Here is a 25,261-nt window from a genome sequence, read left to right on the forward strand (position 1 = left end):
GATTATTTCCTCCGTATTAATCCGATTAGTGATCCGGTTGACCCGGACTTTTGGTTTCTGATTTACAGTTTGCCTTCCTTCTTCAGTGCGCCTCGGCCTGGCGGGATTGCCACAGCACCCAGTTCGCACCCAGCGCTGCCAGAATGACCGCGCCTTTGAAGACCTGGTGCCAAACGTCTTCGACATTCAGCAAATTCAATGCGTTGTTGATGACACCGATGAACAAGAGCCCCCAGAACGCACCACCGATGGTGCCGCGCCCGCCCAGGATCAATGTTCCACCGATGATAATGGCCGCGATACCGTCCAGCAGCAGCCCGTTTCCGTCCAGGCCGGGCTGCACAAACCCCATGCGGGTCGACAACATGATCCCGGCAAAGCCACTGCACAGACCCGAGAACATGAAGATCCCGATCTTGACCCGGTCGACATTGATACCGGCCAGCTTGGCGTTCTCTTCGCTGTTGCCGATGGCGACAACGTAGGACCCCCAACGCGTGTGATTATAGACGATGTAGGCCAGCACAAAGAGCACGACGAGAAACAGGAAGGACCAGTAAAAGCCCATGAATTTCTCGGATCCGACAAAGCGAAAGAACCCACCCATCAAAAAGATCTGCTGCCCGCGAGGGATGATCAGACCCGAAAGCCCCTGTGCCATGAACAGCATTGAGAGCGTGACGATAAAAGCCGGAAGTTTGAGCTTTGCCACAAAGACGCCATTCAAAAAGCCAAGCGCCAACGACGCCACGATAACGGCCACGATGCCGACGGCGACACCACCCGTCAGGCCAAAACAAACGCCCAAAAGAATCGCAAAAAGGACCGAGCCCATGCCCATCGAAAGATCAATATTGCCTGAAACAACGACAAAGAACTGACCCAAAGCGATCAGGCCGATGGGGACAATCTGGCGCGAGATCGCCGACATGTTTTCTACGCTCATAAAGCGCGGGCTGATCAGAAAGAACAACAGGCACAAAGCCAGAGTCACAAAGATGATGTTCTTTTCTCGCAGAAGCCGTCCTAGGTCAGGCATTTGATCCCCCCAATCCTCCATTCGCACTTTTTGGTACGACCAAACTTATTCCGAGAGGACCCAATCTTACTTGTATTGTCAAGAAGACTTTCTAGGCTTACCTTATTGTCGTACAAAAAATTTTGGTTGACTCCCAAAACCGTCATCACAAAACCCCCAGAACCATGTCTGCACACCGGTCGCCCAGCATCATGGCCGGCGCGTTTGTGTTGCCTGCAGGGATCTCGGGCACAGCTGACATGTCACAGACCCGCAGACCCTGAATGCCCCGAACCCGCATCCGCGCATCAAGTACAGCCATCTTGTCGCCATCGGCGCCCATCTTTGCTGTGCCTGCCGGGTGGAAGTTGGTTTTGACGACCTTCCTGCAATGCTCGACCAGACCGCTGTCGGACATATCCAAAGGCGCAACAACCTTGTCGATCTTGCTGGCCAAGGGCTCGGTCTCCATCGTCTGCCGGAAATACCGCAACCCCTTGATCATTTCGTCCATATCCCGCTGATCCTGCAGGAAGTTCGGATTGACCAGCGGCATATCCGCCGGATTAGCCGAGGCCAGTTGAACATCCCCGGTCGAATGCGGCTTGAGCAGAACCATCTGAATGGAAACGCCGTGGTCCTCTTTGATGTCTTTCAACTGCTCGTCGTTCAGATACATCACCGGGATGCAATAGGCTTCATGGGTCGGCGGCGCCTCGGGGTCGGTCGGATTCAGGAAACACGCCGCTTCCAAGCCGGTTGTGGTGATCCTGCCGCGCCCGAACAGTTTGAATTCAAGCCCGTTGCGGATCATGTTCCAACCACGATCCTGACCCCAATAGCCATAAGGTCCATTGGCGCGCGCGACGACCGAGACATCCGGGTGATCCTTGAGGTTCTGGCCCACACCGGGCAGATCCTCTTCAACCGCGATCCCGTGGGTTTGAAGATGCGCGGCTGGCCCCAGACCAGAAAGCATCAGCAGCTTCGGTGTCACAAGGGCACCGGCGGTCAACAGCACCTCGCCATCGGTTCTGACCTCGTGTTCGACACCGGATTTGTCTTTGTAGACAACACCAACCGCACGCTTGCCTTCGATCAGAATACGTTGAACCTGGGATTCCAACCGGATGTCGAGATTTGGGTCGTTCTTCAGCGGGTCGATAAAGGCATAGGCCGCCGAGATCCGCTGACCCTGATTATAGGTGAACTGGAAATACCCAACCCCACGTTGAGTTTTGCCGTTGAAATCGGGATTGAACGGCTCGCCCTGTGCCTGAATGGCCTGCACAAACCAACGGGCCATGTCGTCGATATAGCCCGGGTCCGAGACCACCAGCTTGCCGTCACAACCGTGTAGATCGTCGTTAAACTTCTTGTTGCCTTCCAGCCGCTTGAAATGCGGCAGGACGTCTTCCCAATCCCAGCTTACCGCGTCGTTATTGCCCCGCAGTATCTCATTCCACTCGATGTAATCACTCGGCCGACCGCGCACATAGGCCTGACCATTCACGGTCGAGCCACCACCCAAAACATTGCCCTGCGGAATTTTCGACTGTCGCCCGTTCAAATGCGGCTGCGGGACCGACATATGGTTTTTGAAAAACTTCGAGTCGTTTTTCAGCAGTTTGAACACACCCGGCGGCATGTCCAACAGAGGGTGGCGATGATGGTGGCCCCCTTCGAGAAGCAGCACTTTTGCGCCGTTTTCAACCAGGCGCGACGTGGCTACACATCCGGCCGATCCACCTCCTACGACGATATGGTCAAACGTTTCTGCCATATTATTCCCCCTTACGCTGCCTCCTCCCGGACCTCCTCCGGGCGGGCGCGCTCAGCTCTGGCACTTGATGCCCTCAACTCTACATTCTCATCTTTGGTACGACCAAACTATTCAAAGAGGATCGAAACTTGCCCATTTTGTCAAGATAGCTTTCAAGATCCACTTTATCGTCGTACTAAATCTTAACCAACTCCTGAAACCGCCCTCACAAATTCCTATGACCTTGTCCTCACACCGCTACCCCAGCATCATGGCCGGTGCGTTTGTGTCGCCCCGCCGGGATCTTTGTTCACTTGACCGAGGATGATGATCTTTCCGTAGGCCTTACCGCTGGTCATCAGCTCCAAAGCCTTAGCCGTCTCTTCCAACGGAAAAGAACCCGCCGTCAGCACGTCGAAATCAATCGACCCGGCTTCGATCAACTGCACTGCTTGCTCAAATTCCGAGTTGAACTGAAACGAGCCAACCACTTCGAGCTCTTTCAACATGATCAGGTTCAACGTCACTTCGGCCGCGCGCAACTGGACATTGCTTAGGATCGAGACCCGCCCCTTCTGCCGGGCCGCATCCAGCGCGGTGTTGAAAGCGGGCAGCGCGCCGCTGGCCTCAATCACTACGTCGAACTGCTTGGTCAGGTCCGCGGGATCGAACTCGCCCACAACCAAACCTGTCTTAGCCCCCGCGCGCAGCGCCACATCAACCGCCTTGGGTCGAAGATCCAGCGCCGTCACCTCGGCGCCGCACGCCGCAGCACCGGCAATCGCCAAAAGGCCCATTGGGCCGCACCCCGTCACAAGTACTTTTTGACCAGCGGAAACCCCGCCTTTGTTCAGCGAATGCAACGCGCAGGCCAGAGGTTCGGCAAACGTCAGATGGCGCGGGTCGACGTGATCGGCAACCGGACGACAGCAGCTCACCGGATGATCAATCACCTCTCGGAAAAACCCGTCAAGATGCGGGACCGTGGTGGCAGAACCTGGGAACTTCTTGGCTGTACATAGGTTGACCTCACCGCGCTTGCAGGCCTCACAAACCCCGCAATTCATGATCGGGTTCAGTGCGACCAACTGACCAGCCTTCAGGTCCGAGCCATTGGGGTCGGTCACCCAGGCGCAGGCCTCGTGACCCAAAGTCACTGGGTTGCGCAGCTGGAACCCGGCATTGGCGAAATCGGCGAAGTAGTGCATGTCGGTTCCGCACAGGCTTCCCACAGCAAGGCGTAACCGCGCGTGGCCATCGGGAATCTCGGATGCCACCGTCTGATCCTGAGAAGAGATGGCTCGTGCGGCAGTCAGTTTCGTTTCAATTAGGGTCATGGTCTTTTCTCAGAATCCGATTGCATATCCGCCGTCGACCGGCAGGTTGACGCCGTTCACATAAGCGGCCTGGTCAGACGCCAGGTAGAAGATGGAGTTCGCAACATCCTCGGGCAGACCAAACCGATGTGTCGGAATGCGCCCTTCGATCTTGTCGCGCCGCGCGGGATCACGAGCCAGAACCGCGCGGGTCATGTCGGTGTCGATAAAGCCAGGGCTGACCGCATTGCAGCGAATGCCGTAAGGTGCTGCATCCACCGCAACCGAGCGCGTCAATCCAACCACCGCGGTCTTTGCGGTCACATAGGCTGCAGCCGAAGGTAAAGCCATGATGCCACCCATCGACGCCACGTTGACAATCGCGCCGCCAACCTCGCGATGCAGCGCGACATAGCGCCCGCAGATCGCAAACATCGCCCGCACGTTGATATCCAGCACCGTGTCCAGTTCATCCGGCGCAACATCCCAGATCGGCTTTTTCAGATGCACCCCTGCGTTGTTGACCAGCGCCGCAATGGGCCCGACCTCGGAATGCAGTGTGGTCAGCCAATCCGCCGACCGGTCGCTGGCGATGTCACATTGAATGAAATGCGCCACGTCACCCAGAGAATCAAACTCGGCCCGGCTGCGGGCGACGACATAGACTTGATATCCCGCCTCCAGGAAACGGCGCGATTGGCTCAGGCCCAGGCCCTTGTTCCCTCCGGTGATGACAGCAACAGACATTATTCAGGCCTTCTGAAGATTGTGACGGTAAAGAGAGTTGATCTGCGTCAGGAAATCCTCAGCCGGGATATCCTTGCGGAAAAAGTCGGACATGATCTCGCAGACGTCATCGACGAAACCCAGGAACCAGATATCGCGCGGGCGTGTCCAGGCGTTGTCGATGGTGTGAAATGCGCCCTTGAAGAACCCTGCAAGATAGGGGTTTTCAGCCTGTGCCAGCCATGTATGGCGGTTCGCGGGCTGGCCGTTGTTGTCAAGATAGACACCCGATTGCACCGCGCTGGATGTAATCCATTGCGCGAATGCAATCGCCTCGTTGGGGTGCTGGGTCTTGGCGGACACTCCAATACCAGCACCCCCAAGGATTGCGCGAGGCAGGGAGTAACCCTCGCACAGCGGTAGATCAAAATATGAAATCTTATGGTCTCTGAAGCCCGGCCGCGCATAGTTCACATAACCAAACAGGCAGGGCGAACAGGCGAATTCATCGGTTGTGCTGAGGGTCTCAAGCACCTTGATCGGGTTCATTTCGGTCTGCGCGGACGGGCCCAGTTTGTAAAGCGCGCGCAGGATCCCAAGCGCATAGAGGCCATTGGTTTCTGAAACAAATTCATCAGGGTTGATCGGCATGACCTCGCCCCCGCGCCCGGCGACCAGGGTCATGAACATGTCAAACGCATCGACAGGCAAAAGCGGTGTGATCGCGCGGTACTGCGACGCTTCAGACCTGAGAAAGTCTTCCCAATAGACGGGCTGGGGCGCATCCAGATCCGATCGGCACGCGGCCATCTGACATGCCGCGTCGATTGCATAAGCCCAGCATTGCCCATTCCACAAATAGCTTTCCGCAGATCCCCCCAGAGACGCATCTGCATCTTCGGGTTCCGGCAACGGCAGCAAAGCCCCGGTTTCGGCAATCTGACCAACATGAGGGTGGTCAAGCACGATGAAATCATGGGTTTCAGCCAGACCCGCGATCGGTGCATCCGCAAATGCCTGAAGCGAACGCTTGTCCCAAGACAGCTCGATACCCCGCTGCGCGGCATAAGCCTTTGAGGCCGCCACAACCGGCTCGAACCCTCTTGGGTGATCCCAGGTCATTCCCTTCAACTTCATCCACCACGCCCCTTTTGACGCAAACAGCATGGCGCAAGTCGACAGGTTATTGCAAGTATAAAAATTACTTTTGTATTTGAAATAGGTTGTGCTAGGCTCTTGCCCAAGAGTTAGAGAATTGAGTGAGACTCCATGAGCGAGACCGAAAACGGATGCGTTCGAATCGAATTTCGAGAAAACACTGCCGAAATCGTCCTGGACCGCCCTGAGAAACACAACGCGCTGACCCCCGAAATGTACCGGCAATTGGCCGATTGCTGCACCAAGGCTAACGAGGCCAAAGAGGTGCATGTGGTGGTTTTCCGCGGCGCTGGTGAAAAGGCGTTTTGCGCCGGTTCGGATATCAAGGCTTTGGAAGGGTACGAGGATTTCTGGGCCTGGCGTAACCGGTTCGACTATATCCCGCCCATCCTTGCTCTGCGCAAACCTGCCATTGCCGCAGTCAAGGGTTGGGCCTTGGGCGGCGGGCTTGAAATCGCTCTGGCCTGTGATCTGCGCGTGGTTGCGCGTTCAGCGCAGTTTTCGGCCCCCGAAGTACAACTGGGCTGGAACGGAGCAGGCGGCGCAGCCCAACATCTGACCCGAATGTGTGGTTATGGCCAGGCAATGAAGATCCTGCTGACAGGTCAAAGGTTCTCGGCGGAAGAGGCCAACAGGATCGGCATGGTCGAGTATCTGGTGGAGCCCGGAGAAGAACTGACCCAGGCACGCGCGCTTGCGCAGGACATTGCCGCCCACTCAACCGTTGCAACTCAGGCTGTTAAAGCCGCCGTGCGCGGAGCAATGGATTTGACCACGGAACAAGGCTTGCGCAACGAAAATGAATTGATGTCCCTCTGTTTCGCAAAGGCCGAGCAGGCTAGACTCCTCGCCTCAGCCAAAGGGGAAAGCGGATGACAAAATCGGGCAACATCGCAACCACTGCATCAAAGAAAGAAAAATCGATGGTTCCGGCCGTCGAAAAGGCACTGGATGTGCTGGAGCTTCTGGCCGACTCCCCTTCAGGGCTGACGATGAATGAGATCGTGGATGCGCTTGGACGTACGATGGGCGAAATCTACCGTGTCGTGGTCTATCTCGCTGATCGTGGATATCTACGGCAAGACGAGGAAACCAACCGTTATGCGCTGACGCTCCAACTGTTTGAGTTGTCCCACCGCCACGATCCAACGGAACGCCTGATCCAGGCCGCACTGCCAATGCTGGAACGTATTTCCGCGCGCAGCATGCAATCGTGCCATTTGGGTGTGCTGAACCGCGAGAACATTCTTGTTCTGGCTTCGGTCCAAAGTCCGCTGCCTGCAGGCTATGCTGTCAGAACCGGCGCCTTGTTTCCGGTCGAACAGACCAGTTCAGGCCATGTGATCCTGGCCTTTTCGGCAGATGATGTTCAAAAGCGCTATATCGCCCGTTTGCCCACCAAAGCGCAGAAGAAGACGAAAGAGCGCTTGGCGCGTATTCGCATGGACGGGTTCGAGGATACACCAAGCAAGATGGTCAGCGGCGTTCGTAACCTCTGTGTGCCGGTATTCGACAGCCGGGGTGTCACCGCTGCAATCACTTCGGGTTTCATTGCCCAGACCAAGGAAACCGCGTCCGCAGCAGAGACGCTTTCCACAATCCGTGTTACAGCGGCCGAGCTGTCAAAGTCCTTAGGCTTTCAGATAAGCTCCAGCCCCTTCGAGGCGGCTTTGACTGTTTAATTGAAAGGAATACCCATGACCGAAGCGCCGCAGATGCGCCCCCTGGACGGGCTCCGCGTGCTTGATTTTGCGCAGTTTCTGGCAGGTCCCGTCGCCGCGTTGCGCTTGGCCGATCTGGGGGCCGAGGTCATCAAGATCGAAAGACCTCAAGGCGGTGATCTGTGCCGGTCAATGGTGGTGAACGATCAGAAGGTCGGCAATGACAGTCTTGTGTTTCATACCTTCAATCGCGGCAAGAAAAGCGTAACCGCTGATCTGAAACAGTCCACGGATCTGGAAAAGATCCGCGCGCTGATTACTGAATGCGATGTGATGATCCACAATTTCCGCCCAGGCGTGATGGAACGTATCGGTCTGGGCTATGACACCGTCAAGGCACTTAACCCGCGCATGGTCTATGGGGCTGTGTCCGGCTACGGGACCGACGGCCCCTGGGTGGCCAAGCCCGGACAAGACCTTCTGGTGCAATCGCTGTCGGGCATCGCCTGGCTGAACGGCAATGCCCAGGATGGTCCCGTTCCGACCGGCTTTGCCATGCTGGATGTGGCAACCGCTGGCAATCTGGTTCAGGGTATTCTGGCTTGTCTGGTGCGCCGAGGCGCGACCGGCAAAGGCGGGCTTGTGGAGGTGGACTTGTTGTCGGCGGCCATCGACATGACCTTTGAACAATTCACCTGCTTCCTCAACGACGACCAACGCCAGCCGCAACGCCACGCATTCGGCAACGCCAACCCCTATCAGCCTGCTCCTTACGGTATTTATCGCACGTCAGACGGCTATATGGCGTTGGCGATGGCGCCTTTGGCGAAGGTGGCTGATCTGCTTGACGCGCCCGAGTTGTCAGAGTTCGGCCAGGATCAGGCCTTTTCGCGTTTGAATGAGATCAAGGCGGTGATTGCAGGGATCATCGAACAAAAGCCCGCCCAGCATTGGGTCGGCCTGTTGGAACCCGCTGGCATCTGGTGCGCCGAGGTTCTGGACTGGCCCGGCTTTGTCGCCAGTGACGGGTTCAAGGCCCTTGATCCGGTGCAGACCATTCGCACCGCGTCGGGGCAAGAGGCACAGACAACGCGCTGTCCGATCAGGATTGATGGCAAGGCCCTGAAAAACCCCGCAGGTGCGCCCGAATTGGGGGCAGATACACAGGACGTGCTGGGTGCGCTGGAATTTGAAACAAGCTGATCCATGATTGCGCCGCTCAAAGGGATAACGGTTGTCGACTTCAGCCAGTTTCTCGCCGGGCCCTATGCCTCGCTGAAACTGCTCGACATGGGTGCGCGAGTCATCAAGGTTGAAAACCCCGACAAGGGCGATCTGTGCCGACAGATCTACTTGTCGGATACCCGGATCGAAGACGACTCGACCCTGTTTCATTCCATCAACCGTGGGAAAGAAAGCATCGCGCTGGACCTGAAATCGCCCCAAGGGCTTGAGGCGGCCCGGCGACTGATCGGGCGCGCTGACATCGTTATTCAGAATTTCCGCCCCGGTGTCATGGAGCGGTTGGGACTTGGTTATTGCGATGTCCAACAGATCAAGCCCGATATCATCTATGGCTCGGTGTCAGGCTATGGCCCCAGCGGGGAGTGGGCCGATCTACCGGGTCAGGATCTGCTGGCGCAGGCCCGGTCGGGGATCATGTGGCTCAACGGGAATGCCGAACAAGGGCCTGTTCCCGTTGGCCTGCCCATTGCAGATATCAGCGCCGGAGCCAATCTGGCGCAAGGCCTGCTGGGGGCCTTGTTTCATAGGTCGCGTACCGGTGAAGGCGTATTGGTTGAAACCAGCCTTCTCGACTCCCTGCTCGACCTGCAATTTGAGTTTCTCACCACCTATCTGAACAACGGTGAACGGCCGCCGCAACGGTTACAGCAAGGCTCTGCCCATGGCTATCTGGCTGCGCCCTACGGTGTCTATGAAACCGCAGAAGGGCATCTGGCGCTGGCGATGACACCGATTGAAATCTTGGCAAAGCTGATGGATCTGCCCGATCTGTGCGGGGATCAGGACGATCCGAGCCATCTGTTCCGAAGGAAAGAAGAGATTTTCACAGGCTTGCAACGCGCTTTTCGCACCCGCAGCGCAAAAGCATGGGAACAGGATCTTGGTTCGCAGGGCGTCTGGTGCGCGCGGGTTCTGGACTGGCCCGAAACGCTGGAGTCGGACGGTTTCACCGACATGATCCAGCAGGTTGAAACGTCGTCCGGCACGGACCTGCGCATGATGCAATCGCCCGTTCGGTTTGGCGGAACGCGGGTGGCGGATTTGCAAGCGGCACCCCTGCTCAACGAACATGGGGCCGCCCTGCTGAAAGAGATAGGGCTCGGCTGAGATCAGCCGTTTTGGCCACGCAGCGGTTCGGGTGGGGACACGAGCGGACTGTCTATCCCAAGCCGGGCCGCACGCTGAGATTCGAGCGCGGATTTCTGTCGCATCGCCGAATACCGATCAATGGCCACCGCCGCCAACAGTACCGATCCCCGTACGATATCGTAGATATAAGGCGATGCGTTCATCAGGTTCAGGCCGTTGTCGATCAGCACCAGAAAGATGGCTCCGATGACCGAGCCGACCACGGTGCCCGACCCCCCACTCAACTTGGTACCGCCCAGGATGACGGCGGCGATCACCGTGAACTCGATGCCGATGCCGATACCCGATTGCAGCCCACCGACCCGCGCCAGAAGGATCAGCGCCGCAATTCCGGTGACAAGTCCGCTGAACCCATAAACTGCAAGCAGGGTGCGGCTGACGGGCAAATTGGTTTCGCGCGCCGAGCGATCCGAGTTTCCAAGCGCACGGGCATAAACACCCAACCGCGTGCGGTTCAGCGCATAGATCCCGATCACCGCCACGATGAACAGGATGATGATCGGCACCGGCAGGCCCAGGATCCGGCCATTCCCCAGAAAACCCATCTCACGCGGGACGGGGATGTTCTGCGCGCCGGTCAGATGGATCGCCGCACCGCGATAGATCGAATAGGTGGCAAGCGTGGTAATCAAAGGCGAGACGCGAAACTTCACGACCAGCCAGCCATTGAACGTCCCCAGCCCAATCGCACAGGCAATCGCGGCGACAAAAGACAGCAAATAGCTTTCGGTGGTCAGGAACAATTGCGCAAACAGCGCCGAGGTGAAGAACAGGATCGCGCCGACCGAGATATCAATTCCAGCGGTCAGGATGATAAATGTCATGCCGATGGCCATGATTGCGGTGACACTGGATTGAACGAGAATGGCCTGAAAATTCGAAACCGTCAGAAAGACGGGCGAAACCACTGACAGAACCCCTGCCAATGCGATGGTGGCAAGCGCCACGGCCACCCATTTCTGATGCGAAATCAGCTGTTTGATCTGCCCGGTCATGTTCTTGTCTCGTAAGATGTGCTGGCCGCCAATGAGATTATTTTCACCGCGTCATAGTCAGAACGGTCAAACGCGCCAACGATACGCCCGCGCCGCATCACCAGCATGCGGTGCGTGATATGCAACAGCTCGGGCAGGTCAGAGGACACGACAACCACCGTTTTGCCCGCGCGCGCAAGCTCGGCAATCCGGGCGTGAATGTCGAATTTGGCACCGATATCGACACCTTTGGTCGGTTCGTCAAAAATCAGAATTTCGGGAGAGGTCGCAAGCCACCGGCCCAGCAACACCTTCTGCTGGTTCCCCCCCGAAAGATCACCAACCGCGCCGTCAATATGCGGGGCCGAGACATTCATGTCATCCGCAAGCGCCACAGCCTTGGCGGTTTCGCCCGAAAACCCAAAACCCTTCAGCTTGCGCCGCACGAATGACCCCAGAGACGCAGCCGACAGGTTCTCGCGCACCGGACGGTTCAGAAACAACCCCTTTTGGCGTCGATCTTCGGTGATATAGCAAACACCCTTCGCTTTCATCTCGGCCGTGCTGGATTGATCAACCCGCGCACCGTCGATCAGGACCGACCCCATTGATGGGCGCAGCCCAAAAATCGCTTCGGCCACCTCGGTCCGCCCGGCCCCCATCAGGCCCGAAATTCCCAGAATTTCTCCGCGATTGACCGAAAAGCTGACATCGGCAAAATCCGACGAAGTCAGATCGCGCACTTCAAGCATCGGCTGCTGTGTGGGCTCAGCCAGATCGACCTGCGCATCCTTCAGGGTGCGCCCCACCATCATCTCTTCCAGTTTGCGCTGCGAGACGTCGGCCAATTTGCCCTGCCCGACCTGCTGACCATCGCGCAGCACCAGAAAGCTGTCACAGACCCGATAGATCTCTTCCATGAAATGCGAAATGAAGATGATCCCCAATCCGCGTTCTTTCAATTTGACGATGATGGTAAACAGCTTTTCGCGTTCCACCGCTGTCAACGAGGTCGTCGGCTCATCCAGGATCAGTACCTTATCAGCATGGAGCAAAGCCTTGGCAATTTCGACAACCTGCTGCTTGCCCGCGCCCAAGGTTTCGATCAGAGCGCGGGGGTCAATCTCGATCCCCAGAAAGTCCAGCTGCGCCCGCGCGATGTTTTGCGCGCTTTTCCAATCGACTGCGATGGGAGATCCAGGCAGATCGGACACGCAGATGTTTTCCGCAACGCTCAGCGAACCGAACAGGGACAGTTCCTGATGCACCGCCGAGATACCGTGATCGACCGGGTTGATCCGGTCCACCGACTGTTTGTCGACGCGGATCTGCCCATCGCTTGGCCGCAGCAACCCACACAACATGTTTTTGGTGGTCGACTTGCCTGCGCCGTTTTCACCCACCAGCGCCAGGGCCTCACCTGGCATAAGGTCAAAGGTGACACCATCGACAACGGTCTTGCCTGAGAAAGACTTTTTCAGTCCTCGGACCGAAATCACAGGATCACGTGTGAAAGCCTCCATCAGGTTTCCCCCCGCGCGCCAAGACGCATGGCCAGGAAAGTCCCCAAGAAGATCAGGACGCCCTGGATGATCAATTGGTCATAGAAGGGGATCCCCATCAGGTTCAGACCATTGGTCAGAATGGCAAGGATGGCGACCCCAAGCAGCGTCCGCTCGACCGAGCCTTCGCCGCCGTTCATTCCGGTGCCCCCCAGAACCACCGCGCCGATGATTATCAGCAGCAACGTATCGCCCACACCCGGTATGGCATTCCCCAGGTTGGCAATCGAGATAAAGCCCGCCGCGCCAGCCATTGCACCTGCAAACAGATAGACGCTGAATTCGACAAACCGCGTGTTGATGCCGGTGTGGCGCGCGGCCTCTTCGTTTGAACCGACCAGCATCACCTGCCGTCCCCAGACCGTCTGCGACATGGCAAGGGCTGAGCCGACCACCAGCACCAATGCAACCCAAGTGACCGCCGGGATGCCAAACCAGGCCATAAACCCGAAATCAAGCATCCAGAATGGCGTCCCTTTGACCGCGATTCCCTGGCTGAGAACAAAGGCGATACCGCGCGCGATGAGCTGTGTCGCCATGGTTGTGATGAAAGGTGTCAGGCGGAAATACCCGATCAGGACCCCGTTTAGCGCCCCAAAGGCCAAGCCGACGATCAACGCCGTCACCGCACCGGCCAAAACACTGTCGGTCTGCGCCATGACCAAACCGGCAATCACCGCGCTGGCGCTGATCACGGTGGCAATAGACAGGTCAATACCACCTGCCAAGAACACAACCGTCATTCCGATCGCTGCAATCAGCACAACAGCATTGGCGCCCAGCATCGCTTCGATATTGCCGGAGGTCAGGAAATAAGGGGAGAGAAGCGAAAACCCGACCAGCAATACCGCGATGATCTGAATGGCCGGGTAAGATTTGAGAAACTTCACTACGGGTTGCACGCGCTTGATACCTGATGACAGGATTGCGGTGCGCCCCTGAACAGACGCACCGCACCAGATTTGCTATTACTTGGGTGCACCCCAAATCTTGGCCTTATTGGCCTCGGCGTCATCGGCGGTGTAAAGATTTCCACCAACATAGTTGAGCCGGTCAACCTCTTCCCCGGCCAAAATCTTAGACACCAGATCCACCGCCTTGCGGCCAGTGGCCTCGGTTCCCATCACAACAAACGCGTCGGCTGTGCCCGACAATACCGCCTGATAGCCGTCATTCGATCCGTTCACGCCAGTGATGACCACATGCCCATCTTCACCTTTGGGCACCAGCTTGCCCAAGTCGGCGAGCACGGTTTCAACGGCGGGGATATGAGTATCGGTGGCCGCGAAAACAGCCGCGACGTTCGGATTTGCCTGAAACGCGTTTTGCGTCCCCGACAGCGCCCGCGCCGAGTCCCAATCGGTGGGAACTTCGATCAGATTGACGTTCTCTAGGCTCGCAATTCCTTCGCGGAACCCTTTGGAACGGTCAATCCCGTTCTGGTCATTGAGCGCACCAATCAGCTCGACAATCGTGATTTCACCATCGGCACCGGCCAGTGCCTTGGCGGTGTATTCACCGGCCAGACCGCCATCGATCAGCGAGTCCGGACCAACAAAGGATTGAACAACGCGGCTGTCGGGCAAATCGCGGTCATAGGCAACCACCGGGATATTGGCCTTCTTCGCGGCCAGCAAAGCGCGCTCGATCGTGTTCTGATCCACGGCGCAAACGAGAATTGCATCAACACCTTGTGCGATAAGCGATTGAATCTGTGCATTTTGCTGTTGTGCGTCACCATCCGCGACAACCTCGACAATCTCATAGCCACGATCAGCAGCCTCTGCCTTGATACCGTCATTCACCGCGACACGGCTTTCAAACAGCTGATCCACAGACAGGCCAATCGTGATATCGGCCGCAAACAAAGCATTTGCCGCCAACAGGGCGCCCGAGAACGCCGCTGCAAATAATTTCTTCATGTTTCACTCCTCCAAGCAGTTCATGACCGAACGGTTGAAATGAGCGTCCGGCTGCAGCCCAGCCTCCTAACCGGGCATGCGTATTTTCATTTAAGCAAGTTACTTTGATATTTGCAAGTGAGTCGGCAAGCTACTTTTCAAGTTTGGCTCAGCGCCGAATGCAAAATCGTTTCTGCGTGGTTCGCGAAGGTTTTCTCTTGGCAATCAACAAGGTTGACGGGTTTGGAAACCGATTAGAACGGAGCGTTGAAAAACACCGGTGCTGTCAGGCGAGCCCATAGAATTGCTGCGCGGCCCCGCCAAGGATCATGTCTTTTTCAGCATCCGGATACGGTTCAATGGCTTTGTGCACAAAAGCCATCCAAGCGGCATAATCGCTTGCGAGATTAAGCACAGGCCAATCGCTGCCAAACATCACGCGGTCCGGTCCGAAAAGATCCAGAACCACCTCAAGAAAGGGCATCAGATCTTCCGTCCGCCACCCTGGCCCCACCTCTGTCACCATGCCCGACAGCTTGCACCGAACTGACCCGCATGCAGCAAGCTGATGCATCCCGTCAATAAAGGCTGCGTCCGGCAAGCGTGCTGCTCCCATCTGCGGCTTTGCGATATGATCAATCACAATCGGTAAATTCGGATGCTGCTGCGCAAGCCTGGCAATCACGGGCAAATGGCGCGGCTGGATCAATGCGTCGAAACACAGTCCGGTCGACGCCATATGCGCAAGCGCTGGTTGTGCGTCATCTTGCAAAATCCAATCGGTCTGCGCGATCCCCTGCAGCATTGGCCGCAGCCCTTTCAACGCAGGATCCTGGCGCAAACGGTCGATCGTTGCGATAGCATCGGATGCGGTCAGATCGACCCACCCGACAACGCCTGCAACAAAACCGGTCTGTCTCGCAATATCCAGCAGAAATTCGGTCTCGGCGACCGTGTCGGTGGCCTGTACCAGCACTGTCTGATCGACCCCCGACCGGGTCAGCAACGGGCGCAGGTCATCCGGAGTGAAATCTCGGAAAATGGGGGCGACGCTGTCATTGGGCCAGGGGTAATCCCCGCGGGCCAGCGTCCAGAAGTGCTGATGCGAGTCGATGATCATCGCCGCCTCATGCAATGAACCCGGACCCGCGCAATTCATCCCAAAGCGCTGTCGGAAGCTGGGCTTCGAATTGGTCGATATTGCGCTGCAACGAACTGGTTTTGGCGGTCCCGATCAGCGTCGAGACCACATATTCGCTTTGCGCCGGATACTGGATCGCTGCCGACGCCAAAGGCACATCATGGCGCGCACAGATCTCTTGGATCTGTGCCGTGCGCGTCTTTATATGATCGGGGGCTGGGACATAGTTGTACTGCGCGCTTGCAACCGGTCCGGTGGCCAGGATCCCCGAATTGAACACCCCTCCGATCACCAGCTTTGCCCCATGCTGTTCCAGCAAAGGGAAAAGCCTGTCTTTTGCAGTCTGCTCCAGCAAAGTATAGCGACCGGCCAGCAGGATAAGATCAATCGGGATGCGCCCCAGGAGCTCTTCGCAGATTTCGACCGTGTTCACACCAAGGCCCACCGCTGAAACCACACCCTGCTCTTTCAAACTGCGCAGCGCCTTTTCGCCACTGTCCAGCAATTGCGCGCGGTGGAAATCGGTGTCGGTACCCGCGCCCGGATCGCCGATATCGTGAACATAGAGGATATCGATCCGGTTCAGACCCAGCCGTTGAAAGCTGTCCTCAACTGATCGCATGATACCGTCATAAGTGAAATCAAAATGCTGTTTGAACGGCAAAGCGCTATGAAAACCGTTGGTCACTGCGGGCGGATTTGTGTCCGGCGTCAGGATCCGGCCCACTTTGGTCGACAGGATCCAACCTGATTTGTCGCGCAGAAAGTCGCCCAATCGATGCTCGGACGCGCCATTCCCATAATGTGGCGCGGTGTCGAAATACCGTATCCCCGCGTCCCATGCGGTTTGAAGCACGGCCTGTGCATCGTCATACGACACCGCGCGATAAAGCCCACCAAGACTGGCGGTGCCAAAAGAAAGTTGTTGATCAGGGGGTAAAGTCATCTCGGCCTCAGGCAGCGACGTGGCAGCCGGGTTCCGGCCGCGATTGCTCTTTGTAGGTCAGCACAAATTCGCGGTGTCCCAAATCTTCGGATGCGGTGGTTCCACCTGCCGCCAGGGACAGCAGCTTGCGATAGATCTCATCACCGACCTCGTCCAGCGTGGCCTCACCCGACAATATGCGACCGGCATTCACATCCATATCATCGGACATCCGGTCATAGGTTTGTGGATTGGCACAGACCTTGAGCACCGGAGATATCGCCGAGCCAACCACCGAGCCGCGCCCGGTGACGAAAATCACCGCATGTGCGCCGCATGAAATCAGCTCGACGATCTCGGCTGTGTCATTGATATTAGGGAACCCGAATTTAGGTGGCCCGTCGGGCACCACATCCAGAAGGAACAGCCCACCCGATCCGGGTTGTTGCGCCGGGCGTATGATTCCGCTGATCCGGCTGCTGCCCGATTTGGCATAGGCCCCAAGCGATTTTTCCTCGATCGTCGACAGCCCACCTGTGGCATTGCCCTGCGAGAATGACCCATAGCCCATGGCGGAATAATAGCGCGCAGCCTTTTCCACGGTGGCCACCAACTCGGTTTCCAGTTCCGGTGTCGCGGCGCGGGCGGCCATCACATGCTCACACCCGATCAATTCGCCTGTTTCCTCGAAAATGCAAGTCCCGCCCTCGGCCACCAGCCGATCAAAGGCGCGCCCGGCAGCGGGGTTTCCCGTCAAACCAGATGTCGCATCCGAACCGCCGCAGATCGTGCCAATCACGAGCTCCGAAGCGGACATCGGCACCTTTGGAAGCGTATCGAGCGCTGCACGCTGCGCCCGCACCCATTGGGCACCGGCTTCGATCGTGGCGCGGGTGCCACCAACCTCCTGGATTGTCATCAATTCAACGGGCCGGCCCGATGCTGCGATCCGGTTCATCAACTCGGTCTTGCGGAAATTCTCGCAGCCCAGCGACACAAGCAGAACCGCACCGACATTGGGATGGGTACACAGCGCGGTCATCATGTCTTCGCCATAACCGCTGGGGAAACACCCTGAAAACCCGATGACCTGAGCGTCTTGATCGGCGCAACCTTGCACGATCCGAGTGCATACGTGATGCGCACATTCGACGGTGTATGCGACCGGTATCGTATTGCGTATCCCTTTGCGGCCATCGCTGCGCAACCAGCCTGTCATGTCCGTCATCGGTTACTCCATAATTTCGACTGCGGTGTATCGGCTGACCAGGTTGTGAACATGAACATGTTCACCCGCAGCGATATCACCTTGGGCATAGCCAATCGGCAGCCCGTATTTCAGAATGTCCTCGTCGCGCATGATGGCCCGAATGGCCAGCTTGTGCCCCAAGTCCAGATCAACCGGAATCGTGAACTGTCCACCATTGATGCTGATCACCTCGCCCTTGCGCACTGGCGCGGTCAGAACGGCGATATTGTCGTCGGGTGAAAGGTGCAAAAGCCTTGGGTCCGTCTGGGTCATTGCTTGTCCATCGGGTTTGCCAGCGCTTCGGTGTTGTTGCGTACCCAGGTGATCACATGACTCAGATGCCCCCACATCGCGTGCCGCGCTTCTTCAACATCGCGATGTTCTATCGCGTCCAGCACCAGCTGATGTTCCCCGCGTATGCCGCCAAAATCGTGATCCGCCAGCCGCTGACGCCAGATCCGCGCCCGAACCGTTGGCGCAGACACAACCCGCAACAGCGCAGCCTGAACCGGGTTGCCACCGATCTCGGCGATCTTGTCGTGAAAGGCCCCATCCAGCGCCATCAACGTCGACGGGTCATTTTCGGTCAGAACCTTGTCGTGCAGCGCCTTAAGCTCATCCAGTTGCGCAGGTGTTCGGCGGACGGCAGCCTCTTGAGTGGTCGCCATCTCTAACGTGCGGCGCAATTCCAGAAACCAGACAACGGATTGCGCGTCCGAGACATCAATTGCGAACCGCAGCACGTCCATCATCATAGCCGGGTCGAGATCCGATACATAGGTGCCGTCGCCCTGGCGCGCCTCAAGAATGCGCATGGTCTGCATCGCACGCACCGCTTCACGCAGCGAGTTGCGCGAGACCCCTAGCTGGGTCGCCAATTCGGCCTCATTCGGCAGCTTGTCTCCGGGCCGAACCGCCCCGGTCTGGATAAGCTCTTTTACCAGATTTATCGCCTGATCAACCTTAGGACTGCTCACCCGCGCCTCTCTGTTCGAAACATCCCATCTTTCGACAGGTCTAAGTCCAATTTCAAGAATCTTCAAGCGCAAACTTGGCAAACATCCCATGTCTATGCATCACATCAGGGGGGAGCTTGCCGATTTTCCAAAAATGCCAGGCATTTTTCGTATTGGCACACCACACACATGGGAGGATTAACCTTGAAACTTAAAAATCTACTCAGCAGCGCCGTACTTGCGACCGGCCTCGCCGGTGCGGCAATGGCCGATGACGGCGCACCAATTGGTGTCAACATCCCGCTTTTGACCTCGCCTTTCTGGCAGGCCTATCAAGCGTATCTGCCGCAATATGCCGAAGAGCTGGGGCTGAACATGCTCGAACCGGTGAACTCGGATTACGACAGCGCTAAGCAGATGACCGATATGGCCAACCTGCTGACACTTGGAGCGAAAGCGATCGTGACAACGCCGATTGAAAGTGGTGCGGTTCGCCCGGCATTGCAGCGCGCAGCGCAAGCCAATGTTCCCGTGATCGGTGTCGATGTCGCTCCGCAAGCTGGCCCAATCGCCATCGTCGTTCGCGCTGACAACCGCGCTTATGGCACCAAGGCCTGCGAATATATCGGTGCCAATGTCGACGCCGGACCAGTTGTTCAGATCATGGGCGCGCTGGCCTCGGTCAATGGCCGTGACCGCGCCGAAGCGTTCCGCGAATGCATGAACGAGAACTATCCTGATATCGAAGTGCTCGAGATCCCCGCAGAATGGATGGCTGATATCGCTGCATCCAGCCTGGATGCCCTTCTGGTGTCGAACCCCGACATCTCGGGTATCTACATGCACGCAGGTGGAGCGTTCCTGACCGCTACTCTGCAAACGCTCGAGCGCAAGGGCCTGCTGGTGCCGCGCGGTGAAGAAGGCCATATCGTGATCGTGTCAAATGATGGTATTCCGCAGGAATATGAAGCGATCCGCGAAGGCAAGATCGACGCAACCGTGTCACAGCCAGCCGACCTTTACGCCTATTACGGCCTGCTCTACGCAAAAATGGCGCTTGATGGGCATGTATTCGAGGCAGGCCCGACAGATCACGGCAGCACGATTGTCGAAGTGGCCCCCGGCGTTCTGGAAGATCAGTTGCCTGCACCGCTTGTGACCATCGAAAATGTCGATGATCCTGAACTCTGGGGCAATGCGATCAAGTAAATCTTATCAAGGATTTCGAGATGTCCCAGATCTCAGAGGTTGGTTTCGACGCAGCAACCAAGGCAACGCCCGGCATGACGCCGGGCGCTGTCACCCCGGTTGTCGAAGCCAGCGATATCAGTAAACGCTTTGGATCCACTGTTGCCTTGCGGGATGCCAAAATCTGCATCCACCCCGGCCGAACTCACGCGCTTGTTGGACGAAACGGGGCTGGCAAAAGCACTTTGGTTTCCATTCTGACCGGCTTGCGGGAACCCGATACCGGTTGGGTCAAATTCAACGGCCAAGACGCGCCGCCCCCCGGCAACCCGAAGGAGTGGCAAAAACACGTCGCTTGCGTCTATCAACACTCGACCATCATCCCAGACCTGTCAGTCACCGAGAACCTGTTCATCAACAGGCAGATGCGTCGGTTTGGCTTGATCGACTGGTGCATGATGCGCCGCGAAGCACGTGCTTTGCTGGATCGTTGGGGCGTGGATGTCGGTGTTGACACAAGAGCCGGTGATTTGGGTGTCGAAGAGCGGCAGCTTGTGGAAATCGCGCCTTCCCTGTCGCGCGGGGCCCGTTTTGTCATTCTCGATGAGCCGACAGCGCAGCTGAATGGCAAGGAAATCACCCGGCTGTTCAAGCGCATTGAAGAGCTGAAACAAAAGGGCATTACCTTCCTGTTCATCTCGCACCATTTGCAGGAGGTCTATGAGATCTGCGAAGACGTGACCGTCTTTCGCGATGCCACCCATATTGTCACATCAGATGTTGCGGACCTGCCCAAAGACGCGCTGATCGAGGCGATGACCGGCTCATCCAGCGGCCATGCGCTGACCGATGCCGCATCGCGTCAGCGGCGCGACGACGGAGCTGTTGTGGCGCGGTACAACAATCTGGGGTCGGACACATTCCACGACATCAGCTTTGACGTCCGCGCCTATGAGATTGTCGGACCGACCGGCATCTCAAGCTCGGGTCGCACTGAACTGGCCGAGGCAGTCGTTGGCCTGGCGCCGTTTTCCAAGGGAACACTTGAAGTTGGTGGCAAGCCGATGACGTCCGGCGATGTCCCGCGCGGGCTTGCGTTGCAAGTAGGGTGTGTCCCCAAAAGCCGCCACAAAGAGGGATTGGTGCTGGGTCAAACCATCGAGGAAAACGTGTCGATGCCCATCTTCAACGAACTGGGCAAACTTGGTTTCATCAACCCGTCGCGCAAGTCCCAAAAGGCCAAAGACGCGATCCAGGATCTGGATATTCATGCCAAGGGGCCACAGCATATCGTGGGCGAACTGTCCGGTGGAAACCAGCAAAAAGTCGTGTTTGGGCGGGCGTTGTCGAACGATCCGAACCTGCTGGTTCTGATTGATCCAACTGCGGGCGTCGACGTGAAATCGAAAACAGCGCTGTTGGACAAGGCCGAGGAATTGCGCCAGCGCGGCAAAGGCATTCTGCTGTCCAGCTCAGAGCTTGAGGATCTGCGGATCTGTGACCGTGTCCACGTTCTGTACCACGGGAAAATTGTAGCGACATTCGAGGCCGGCTGGAGCGAAGCCGAGATGGTCGCAAATATTGAAGGTCTTAACCAATGACGGACATAACCGAGATGCAGCAGCCACCCGCTGCCGACAAACACCGCGGAGGCAACGCGATCCTGGGCCTGCTACGCGAACTTGCTTTGGTGCCCCCGATCATCGCGCTGATCGTGATAGGCGCTTATGTTGACGGAAACTTCCTTACGCTTGCCAACCTTGCAACGATCCTGGGCGCATCCGCGGCGTTGTCCTTGTTGGTTCTGGGTGAAAGCCTGATCATCATAACCGGCAAATTCGACCTGACACTCGAAAGCAATGTGGGCATTACCCCTGCGCTTGGTGCGATGCTGGTGATCCCTGCGGCTTCGGCCGGGTTTGGCACCGAAGGGCCCGTGGCGTTGGCGCTTAGCTGCACCTTGTTGGCCGGGGCCATCATCGGGATCCTGAACGGGTTCATGATCGTCAAACTCAAACTGAACGCTTTTAACGTCACTCTGGCGATGCTGATTGTCCTGCGGGGGCTACATGTGGGCGTCACCGAAGGCCAGACCCTGTGGGATATGCCCAGCAGCTTTTTCTGGTTGGCCACAAAGACCTTTCTATGGATGCCCATATCTGTCTGGCTGGCTTTGATTGTCTTTATCTGCGCCGGCGTGTTCATGCGCTATCACCGGACAGGTCGGGCCATCTACGCAATCGGCGGCAACGCCGAAGCAGCGCGCGGCGGGCATCCGCGTCGAACGGATCACAATGGGCGTGTTCATCTTCGCCGGGATACTGGCAGCAGTGGCGGGCATCATCCTTACCGGCTATGTCGGCGCGATCAGCGCAAGCCAGGGCCAAGGTATGATCTTTACCGTCTTTGCCGCTGCGGTCATCGGGGGCATCTCTCTGGACGGTGGTAAAGGGTCTATGATTGGCGCTCTGACCGGTGTTCTTCTGCTGGGCATCGTGCAGAACATTCTGACGCTGGCGCAGGTACCGTCATTTTGGATCCAGGCCATCTATGGTCTGATTATTCTTGGGTCTTTGATGATCGCCCGCATTACCAACCCGAACTCGCAATGACGGACCGTTTGATGAAGGCACTGCGCATAGAAGCCGTGGGGAAATCCGTCTTGTGTGATATCCCCGCACAAACCCCCGGACCGGGCGAAGTGCGCGTGAAAGTGCACTATGTCGGGCTGTGCGGCAGTGATTTGAATACGTTTCGCGGCAAAAACCCGCTGGTTGCTTTCCCCCGGGTCCCCGGGCACGAGGTGGCCGGCACGATTGTCGAGATCGGAGCAGGCGCGCCCGAAAACCTAGAATTGGGACAATCCGTGATCCTCTGGCCCTATTCGGCCTGCGGTGAGTGCACCTCCTGTAAGGCGGGTCGCAGCTATGCCTGCCGTTTCAACCAGACCATGGGTGTGCAACGCGACGGCGCGTTACGCGAAGAGATCGTTGTTCCTGCCGTTTCAGTGATCCCGAACACCTCACTCCCGCCGCGCCGACTCGCGCTGGTCGAGCCGCTTTCGGTCGGCTTTCATGCAGCCAGACGCGGGTCGGCAGGCGCGGGAGACACGGTTCTGGTCCTTGGCTGCGGCATGATCGGAATCGGAGCGATCATGGCTGCAGCGCGCGCTGGCGCGAAGGTCATCGCGGTTGACCCGATAGCCGCCAAAGAACAGGTGGCGCGCGCAAGTGGCGCCGCGCAGTTTCTGACCTTGACCGGCCCGGAACTGGCGCAAGAGATCGAGCGGCTGACCCAAGGTGCCGGTGTCGATCTGGCCATCGAGGCAGTCGGCATCCCCGAGACCTTTGTCGCTGCCGTAGATCTGGCCGCCTATTGCGGTCGGGTGGTGTATGTCGGGTATTCCAAGGCGCCTGTCACCTACGAAACCAAACAGTTCAACCTGAAAGAACTCGACATCTTCGGCTCGCGCAATGCCAGTCGCGCGGATTTCGATGATGTGGTGGCCGCGCTCGAAGAGCTTGGATCAGACGCCGATCTGCTGATCACGCGCGAGATTGCGCTGGCCGATGCAAGCGGTGCCCTGCCCTATTGGGATCAGCACCCACAAGAGGTTTTGAAACTGGTAGTGGCACTATGACAACTGATCTGAACAAGATTTACGGGCTGAGCGGAAAACAGGCGCTGGTCACCGGCGGGGGCAGCGGATTGGGACTGGCCATTGCGCAATGTCTGTCCCGCGCGGGTGCACGGGTGATCATCGCGGGGCGGCGCACCGATGTCCTGCGCAAGGCGTGCGATGATATCGGGGGCAATACGGCTTGGCATCAGTTGGATCTGTCGGATGTCGACAGCGTCGCTGCGCAAGCACAAGCCATCCGAGACACCCACGGCCCGATCGACATATTGGTCAATAACGCTGGCAATACGGTGAAAAAACCATTCCTCGACAGCGGCATCGCCGAATTTGACAGCGTGTTCGACGTGCATGTACGCGGTGCACTGGAACTGACGCGTGCGCTTGTTCCAGATCAGATCGAGGCGGGTGCGGGTGCCGTATTGTTCACCTCATCAATGACTGCCTTCATCGGCCAGCCCAGCGTTCTGGGCTATACTACAGCCAAAACCGCCCTGACCGGAGTGGTGCGTGGCCTGTCGGCCGAGCTTTCTAGCCAGGGGGTTCGCGTGAATGCAGTCGCTCCGGGCTGGATCGATACCGATCTGTACCGCAAAGCCACCGCCGGGGACCTACCGCGACAGCAAAAGATCCTGTCGCGCATCCCCATGGAACGGCTCGGCGCCCCTGAAGATATCGGTTGGACCTGCGCGTTTCTCGCCTCGCCCGCCGCCAAATACATCACCGGCCAGGTCGTCCTTGTGGATGGCGGTGCCGCTACAGGATTTTGAGAGATCAACCATGACCGACACCCAGATGTTCACCCAGATCAAAGAGCAGCTTTTTACCGCTGTGGTTGGCGACGTTCTCGACGTCGTGGGCCATAGCAATCAGTTCCTGCCGCAGTCGATCAAACCGCTTGTCCCTGGGACCAAACTTGTGGGACGCGCCATGCCGGTGCTCGAGGCCGATTATCCCGATGGGGCGGGCCATGGACCGATGGCCGACAAACCCTTTGGCATCATGTTCGAAGCACTGGACAGTCTGCGGGAAAACGAAATCTATCTGGCCAGCGGGTCCTCTTTTGACTACGCGCTTTGGGGCGGGCTGATGTCCACGCGGGCGCAGCATCTCAAGGCTGCAGGCGCCATTCTGGACGGCTTTGTGCGTGACACTGATGAAATTCGCCGCCTCGGGTTTCCGGTGTTTTCGAGGGGCAGCTTTGCCCAGGACCAGGGCGTACGCGGCAAGGTTCTGGACTATCGCGTCAAGATGCAGATCGGTGCAACCGTGGTGGCCCCTGGCGATTTGATCTTTGCAGATGACGAAGGCGTTCTGGTCATTCCTGCCGAAGTGGAACAGGAAGCGGTCGAAAAGGCGCTGGACAAGGTGGCGACCGAAAACAAGGTGGCCATTGCCATCAAAGAGGGCATGAGCACTGTTGAAGCCTTTGAGAAATTCGGCGTGATGTAACTCACGCGCCCAAAGCGGTGGTACACCGCCGAGACCAAATCTCTGACCCTACCGACCGAAACCGTTTGTCCGCAGAATCTGATGACAAGCAGCGTTGCCGAAGAACGTGCCCCCTTTGCGAAGGAAGTTACAAAGGGGGCACGCCCGAGGCCGGGGAAAACCCCGGCCGGGGAGGAGGATCAGGCTCCGACCTGTGTGCGCATGTCGTCTTTGCTGATGCCTGCGACGGCGACGGGTTTTT

The 25,261-nt window shown here is 57.6% G+C and carries 23 protein-coding genes and 1 pseudogene; 10 read left to right on the forward strand and 14 right to left on the reverse strand.

Going from position 1 to position 25,261, the window contains the following annotated elements; genetic code table 11:
- Positions 1–82 precede the first annotated feature (82 nt).
- The 5 genes from GOX45_RS15605 to GOX45_RS15625 all read right to left on the reverse strand — a co-directional run bounded on the left by GOX45_RS15605 (position 83) and on the right by GOX45_RS15625 (position 5,959).
- Positions 83–1,039, reverse strand: a complete 957-nt coding sequence (locus GOX45_RS15605; RefSeq protein ID WP_171102075.1) for an ABC transporter permease — start codon at positions 1,037–1,039, stop codon at positions 83–85.
- Positions 1,040–1,184: 145 nt separating this feature from the next.
- A complete protein-coding gene (locus GOX45_RS15610) occupies positions 1,185–2,801 on the reverse strand; it encodes a GMC family oxidoreductase (protein WP_171102076.1) in 1,617 nt (538 codons plus the stop codon).
- Positions 2,802–3,049: 248 nt separating this feature from the next.
- Positions 3,050–4,117 (reverse strand): zinc-binding dehydrogenase, encoded by a 1,068-nt coding sequence (locus GOX45_RS15615; protein ID WP_171102077.1) that lies wholly within the window; start codon positions 4,115–4,117, stop codon positions 3,050–3,052.
- A 9-nt stretch (positions 4,118–4,126) separates the two neighbouring features.
- Positions 4,127–4,843 carry an SDR family NAD(P)-dependent oxidoreductase gene (locus tag GOX45_RS15620; protein ID WP_171102078.1) on the reverse strand — a complete coding sequence of 239 codons (717 nt, stop codon included), beginning with the start codon at positions 4,841–4,843 and terminating at the stop codon, positions 4,127–4,129.
- A 3-nt stretch (positions 4,844–4,846) separates the two neighbouring features.
- A complete protein-coding gene (locus GOX45_RS15625; protein WP_171102079.1) occupies positions 4,847–5,959 on the reverse strand; it encodes an extracellular solute-binding protein in 1,113 nt (370 codons plus the stop codon).
- 132 nt (positions 5,960–6,091) lie between these two features.
- Here GOX45_RS15625 and GOX45_RS15630 point away from each other — a divergent pair, with 132 nt between their 5' ends.
- The 4 genes from GOX45_RS15630 to GOX45_RS15645 are packed head-to-tail and all read left to right on the forward strand — an operon-like array spanning position 6,092 to position 9,993.
- On the forward strand, positions 6,092–6,856 hold the full coding sequence (locus GOX45_RS15630) for an enoyl-CoA hydratase/isomerase family protein (RefSeq protein ID WP_171102080.1): 765 nt from the start codon (positions 6,092–6,094) through the stop codon (positions 6,854–6,856).
- Positions 6,853–7,662 carry an IclR family transcriptional regulator gene (locus tag GOX45_RS15635; protein WP_171102081.1) on the forward strand — a complete coding sequence of 270 codons (810 nt, stop codon included), beginning with the start codon at positions 6,853–6,855 and terminating at the stop codon, positions 7,660–7,662. Before GOX45_RS15630 ends, GOX45_RS15635 begins: the two co-directional genes overlap by 4 nt.
- Positions 7,663–7,677: 15 nt before the next feature.
- Entirely contained in the window at positions 7,678–8,844 is a 1,167-nt protein-coding gene (locus tag GOX45_RS15640) for a CaiB/BaiF CoA-transferase family protein (RefSeq protein ID WP_217350482.1), read from the forward strand.
- A 3-nt stretch (positions 8,845–8,847) separates the two neighbouring features.
- A complete protein-coding gene (locus GOX45_RS15645) occupies positions 8,848–9,993 on the forward strand; it encodes a CaiB/BaiF CoA-transferase family protein (RefSeq protein WP_171102082.1) in 1,146 nt (381 codons plus the stop codon).
- Positions 9,994–9,995: 2 nt separating this feature from the next.
- Here GOX45_RS15645 and GOX45_RS15650 read toward each other — a convergent pair whose 3' ends face one another.
- The 9 genes from GOX45_RS15650 to GOX45_RS15690 form a co-directional block, all read right to left on the reverse strand.
- Positions 9,996–11,030: an ABC transporter permease gene (locus tag GOX45_RS15650; protein WP_171102083.1), complete on the reverse strand. Its 1,035-nt coding sequence runs from the start codon at positions 11,028–11,030 to the stop codon at positions 9,996–9,998.
- Complete coding sequence (locus GOX45_RS15655; RefSeq protein WP_171102084.1) at positions 11,027–12,532, reverse strand: sugar ABC transporter ATP-binding protein; 1,506 nt, start codon at positions 12,530–12,532, stop codon at positions 11,027–11,029. The genes GOX45_RS15650 and GOX45_RS15655 overlap by 4 nt, the downstream gene beginning before the upstream one ends.
- Positions 12,532–13,461 carry an ABC transporter permease gene (locus GOX45_RS15660; protein ID WP_171102085.1) on the reverse strand — a complete coding sequence of 310 codons (930 nt, stop codon included), beginning with the start codon at positions 13,459–13,461 and terminating at the stop codon, positions 12,532–12,534. Before GOX45_RS15660 ends, GOX45_RS15655 begins: the two co-directional genes overlap by 1 nt.
- Positions 13,462–13,539: 78 nt before the next feature.
- Positions 13,540–14,493, reverse strand: coding sequence for a sugar ABC transporter substrate-binding protein (locus tag GOX45_RS15665; RefSeq protein ID WP_171102086.1), 954 nt, complete (start codon positions 14,491–14,493; stop codon positions 13,540–13,542).
- A gap of 265 nt (positions 14,494–14,758) precedes the next feature.
- The gene (locus GOX45_RS15670; RefSeq protein ID WP_171102087.1) at positions 14,759–15,592 is read right to left on the reverse strand and encodes an amidohydrolase; all 834 of its coding nucleotides are present in this window, start codon (positions 15,590–15,592) and stop codon (positions 14,759–14,761) included.
- A 7-nt stretch (positions 15,593–15,599) separates the two neighbouring features.
- Positions 15,600–16,559: an aldo/keto reductase gene (locus GOX45_RS15675; protein ID WP_171102088.1), complete on the reverse strand. Its 960-nt coding sequence runs from the start codon at positions 16,557–16,559 to the stop codon at positions 15,600–15,602.
- A gap of 7 nt (positions 16,560–16,566) precedes the next feature.
- Positions 16,567–17,766, reverse strand: a complete 1,200-nt coding sequence (locus GOX45_RS15680) for a UxaA family hydrolase (protein WP_217350483.1) — start codon at positions 17,764–17,766, stop codon at positions 16,567–16,569.
- A gap of 3 nt (positions 17,767–17,769) precedes the next feature.
- Positions 17,770–18,060, reverse strand: coding sequence for a UxaA family hydrolase (locus GOX45_RS15685; RefSeq protein WP_171102089.1), 291 nt, complete (start codon positions 18,058–18,060; stop codon positions 17,770–17,772).
- Positions 18,057–18,764: a FadR/GntR family transcriptional regulator gene (locus GOX45_RS15690; RefSeq protein ID WP_171102090.1), complete on the reverse strand. Its 708-nt coding sequence runs from the start codon at positions 18,762–18,764 to the stop codon at positions 18,057–18,059. Before GOX45_RS15690 ends, GOX45_RS15685 begins: the two co-directional genes overlap by 4 nt.
- A gap of 183 nt (positions 18,765–18,947) precedes the next feature.
- Between GOX45_RS15690 and GOX45_RS15695 the strand changes: the two genes are divergently transcribed.
- The 6 genes and pseudogenes from GOX45_RS15695 (at position 18,948) to GOX45_RS15720 (ending at position 25,020) form a co-directional block, all read left to right on the forward strand.
- Positions 18,948–19,952, forward strand: a complete 1,005-nt coding sequence (locus GOX45_RS15695) for a sugar ABC transporter substrate-binding protein (protein ID WP_217350486.1) — start codon at positions 18,948–18,950, stop codon at positions 19,950–19,952.
- Positions 19,953–19,972: 20 nt separating this feature from the next.
- Positions 19,973–21,532 (forward strand): sugar ABC transporter ATP-binding protein, encoded by a 1,560-nt coding sequence (locus GOX45_RS15700; RefSeq protein WP_217350488.1) that lies wholly within the window; start codon positions 19,973–19,975, stop codon positions 21,530–21,532.
- Between the two features lie 14 nt (positions 21,533–21,546).
- A pseudogene (locus GOX45_RS15705) lies at positions 21,547–22,543 on the forward strand (ABC transporter permease).
- Positions 22,540–23,571, forward strand: a complete 1,032-nt coding sequence (locus GOX45_RS15710) for a zinc-binding alcohol dehydrogenase family protein (protein WP_254446040.1) — start codon at positions 22,540–22,542, stop codon at positions 23,569–23,571. The pseudogene GOX45_RS15705 and the gene GOX45_RS15710 overlap by 4 nt, the downstream one beginning before the upstream one ends.
- Positions 23,568–24,338 carry an SDR family NAD(P)-dependent oxidoreductase gene (locus GOX45_RS15715; protein ID WP_171102092.1) on the forward strand — a complete coding sequence of 257 codons (771 nt, stop codon included), beginning with the start codon at positions 23,568–23,570 and terminating at the stop codon, positions 24,336–24,338. Before GOX45_RS15710 ends, GOX45_RS15715 begins: the two co-directional genes overlap by 4 nt.
- Positions 24,339–24,348: 10 nt before the next feature.
- Positions 24,349–25,020, forward strand: coding sequence for an RraA family protein (locus GOX45_RS15720; RefSeq protein ID WP_171102093.1), 672 nt, complete (start codon positions 24,349–24,351; stop codon positions 25,018–25,020).
- Positions 25,021–25,261: the final 241 nt, after the last annotated feature.

Source organism: Ruegeria sp. HKCCD7255, assembly GCF_013031565.1.
GTDB lineage: Bacteria > Pseudomonadota > Alphaproteobacteria > Rhodobacterales > Rhodobacteraceae > Ruegeria.

Excerpts from the sequence above, each read along its gene's own strand:
- GOX45_RS15605 (WP_171102075.1), bottom strand. The coding sequence starts at position 1,039 with ATGCCTGACCTAGGACGGCTTCTGCGAGAAAAGAACATCATCTTTGTG.
- GOX45_RS15610 (WP_171102076.1), bottom strand. The coding sequence starts at position 2,801 with ATGGCAGAAACGTTTGACCATATCGTCGTAGGAGGTGGATCGGCCGGA.
- GOX45_RS15615 (WP_171102077.1), bottom strand. The coding sequence starts at position 4,117 with ATGACCCTAATTGAAACGAAACTGACTGCCGCACGAGCCATCTCTTCT.
- GOX45_RS15620 (WP_171102078.1), bottom strand. The coding sequence starts at position 4,843 with ATGTCTGTTGCTGTCATCACCGGAGGGAACAAGGGCCTGGGCCTGAGC.
- GOX45_RS15625 (WP_171102079.1), bottom strand. The coding sequence starts at position 5,959 with ATGAAGTTGAAGGGAATGACCTGGGATCACCCAAGAGGGTTCGAGCCG.
- GOX45_RS15630 (WP_171102080.1), top strand. The coding sequence starts at position 6,092 with ATGAGCGAGACCGAAAACGGATGCGTTCGAATCGAATTTCGAGAAAAC.
- GOX45_RS15635 (WP_171102081.1), top strand. The coding sequence starts at position 6,853 with ATGACAAAATCGGGCAACATCGCAACCACTGCATCAAAGAAAGAAAAA.
- GOX45_RS15640 (WP_217350482.1), top strand. The coding sequence starts at position 7,678 with ATGACCGAAGCGCCGCAGATGCGCCCCCTGGACGGGCTCCGCGTGCTT.
- GOX45_RS15645 (WP_171102082.1), top strand. The coding sequence starts at position 8,848 with ATGATTGCGCCGCTCAAAGGGATAACGGTTGTCGACTTCAGCCAGTTT.
- GOX45_RS15650 (WP_171102083.1), bottom strand. The coding sequence starts at position 11,030 with ATGACCGGGCAGATCAAACAGCTGATTTCGCATCAGAAATGGGTGGCC.
- GOX45_RS15655 (WP_171102084.1), bottom strand. The coding sequence starts at position 12,532 with ATGGAGGCTTTCACACGTGATCCTGTGATTTCGGTCCGAGGACTGAAA.
- GOX45_RS15665 (WP_171102086.1), bottom strand. The coding sequence starts at position 14,493 with ATGAAGAAATTATTTGCAGCGGCGTTCTCGGGCGCCCTGTTGGCGGCA.
- GOX45_RS15670 (WP_171102087.1), bottom strand. The coding sequence starts at position 15,592 with ATGATCATCGACTCGCATCAGCACTTCTGGACGCTGGCCCGCGGGGAT.
- GOX45_RS15675 (WP_171102088.1), bottom strand. The coding sequence starts at position 16,559 with ATGACTTTACCCCCTGATCAACAACTTTCTTTTGGCACCGCCAGTCTT.
- GOX45_RS15680 (WP_217350483.1), bottom strand. The coding sequence starts at position 17,766 with ATGACGGACATGACAGGCTGGTTGCGCAGCGATGGCCGCAAAGGGATA.
- GOX45_RS15685 (WP_171102089.1), bottom strand. The coding sequence starts at position 18,060 with ATGACCCAGACGGACCCAAGGCTTTTGCACCTTTCACCCGACGACAAT.
- GOX45_RS15700 (WP_217350488.1), top strand. The coding sequence starts at position 19,973 with ATGTCCCAGATCTCAGAGGTTGGTTTCGACGCAGCAACCAAGGCAACG.
- GOX45_RS15710 (WP_254446040.1), top strand. The coding sequence starts at position 22,540 with ATGACGGACCGTTTGATGAAGGCACTGCGCATAGAAGCCGTGGGGAAA.
- GOX45_RS15715 (WP_171102092.1), top strand. The coding sequence starts at position 23,568 with ATGACAACTGATCTGAACAAGATTTACGGGCTGAGCGGAAAACAGGCG.
- GOX45_RS15720 (WP_171102093.1), top strand. The coding sequence starts at position 24,349 with ATGACCGACACCCAGATGTTCACCCAGATCAAAGAGCAGCTTTTTACC.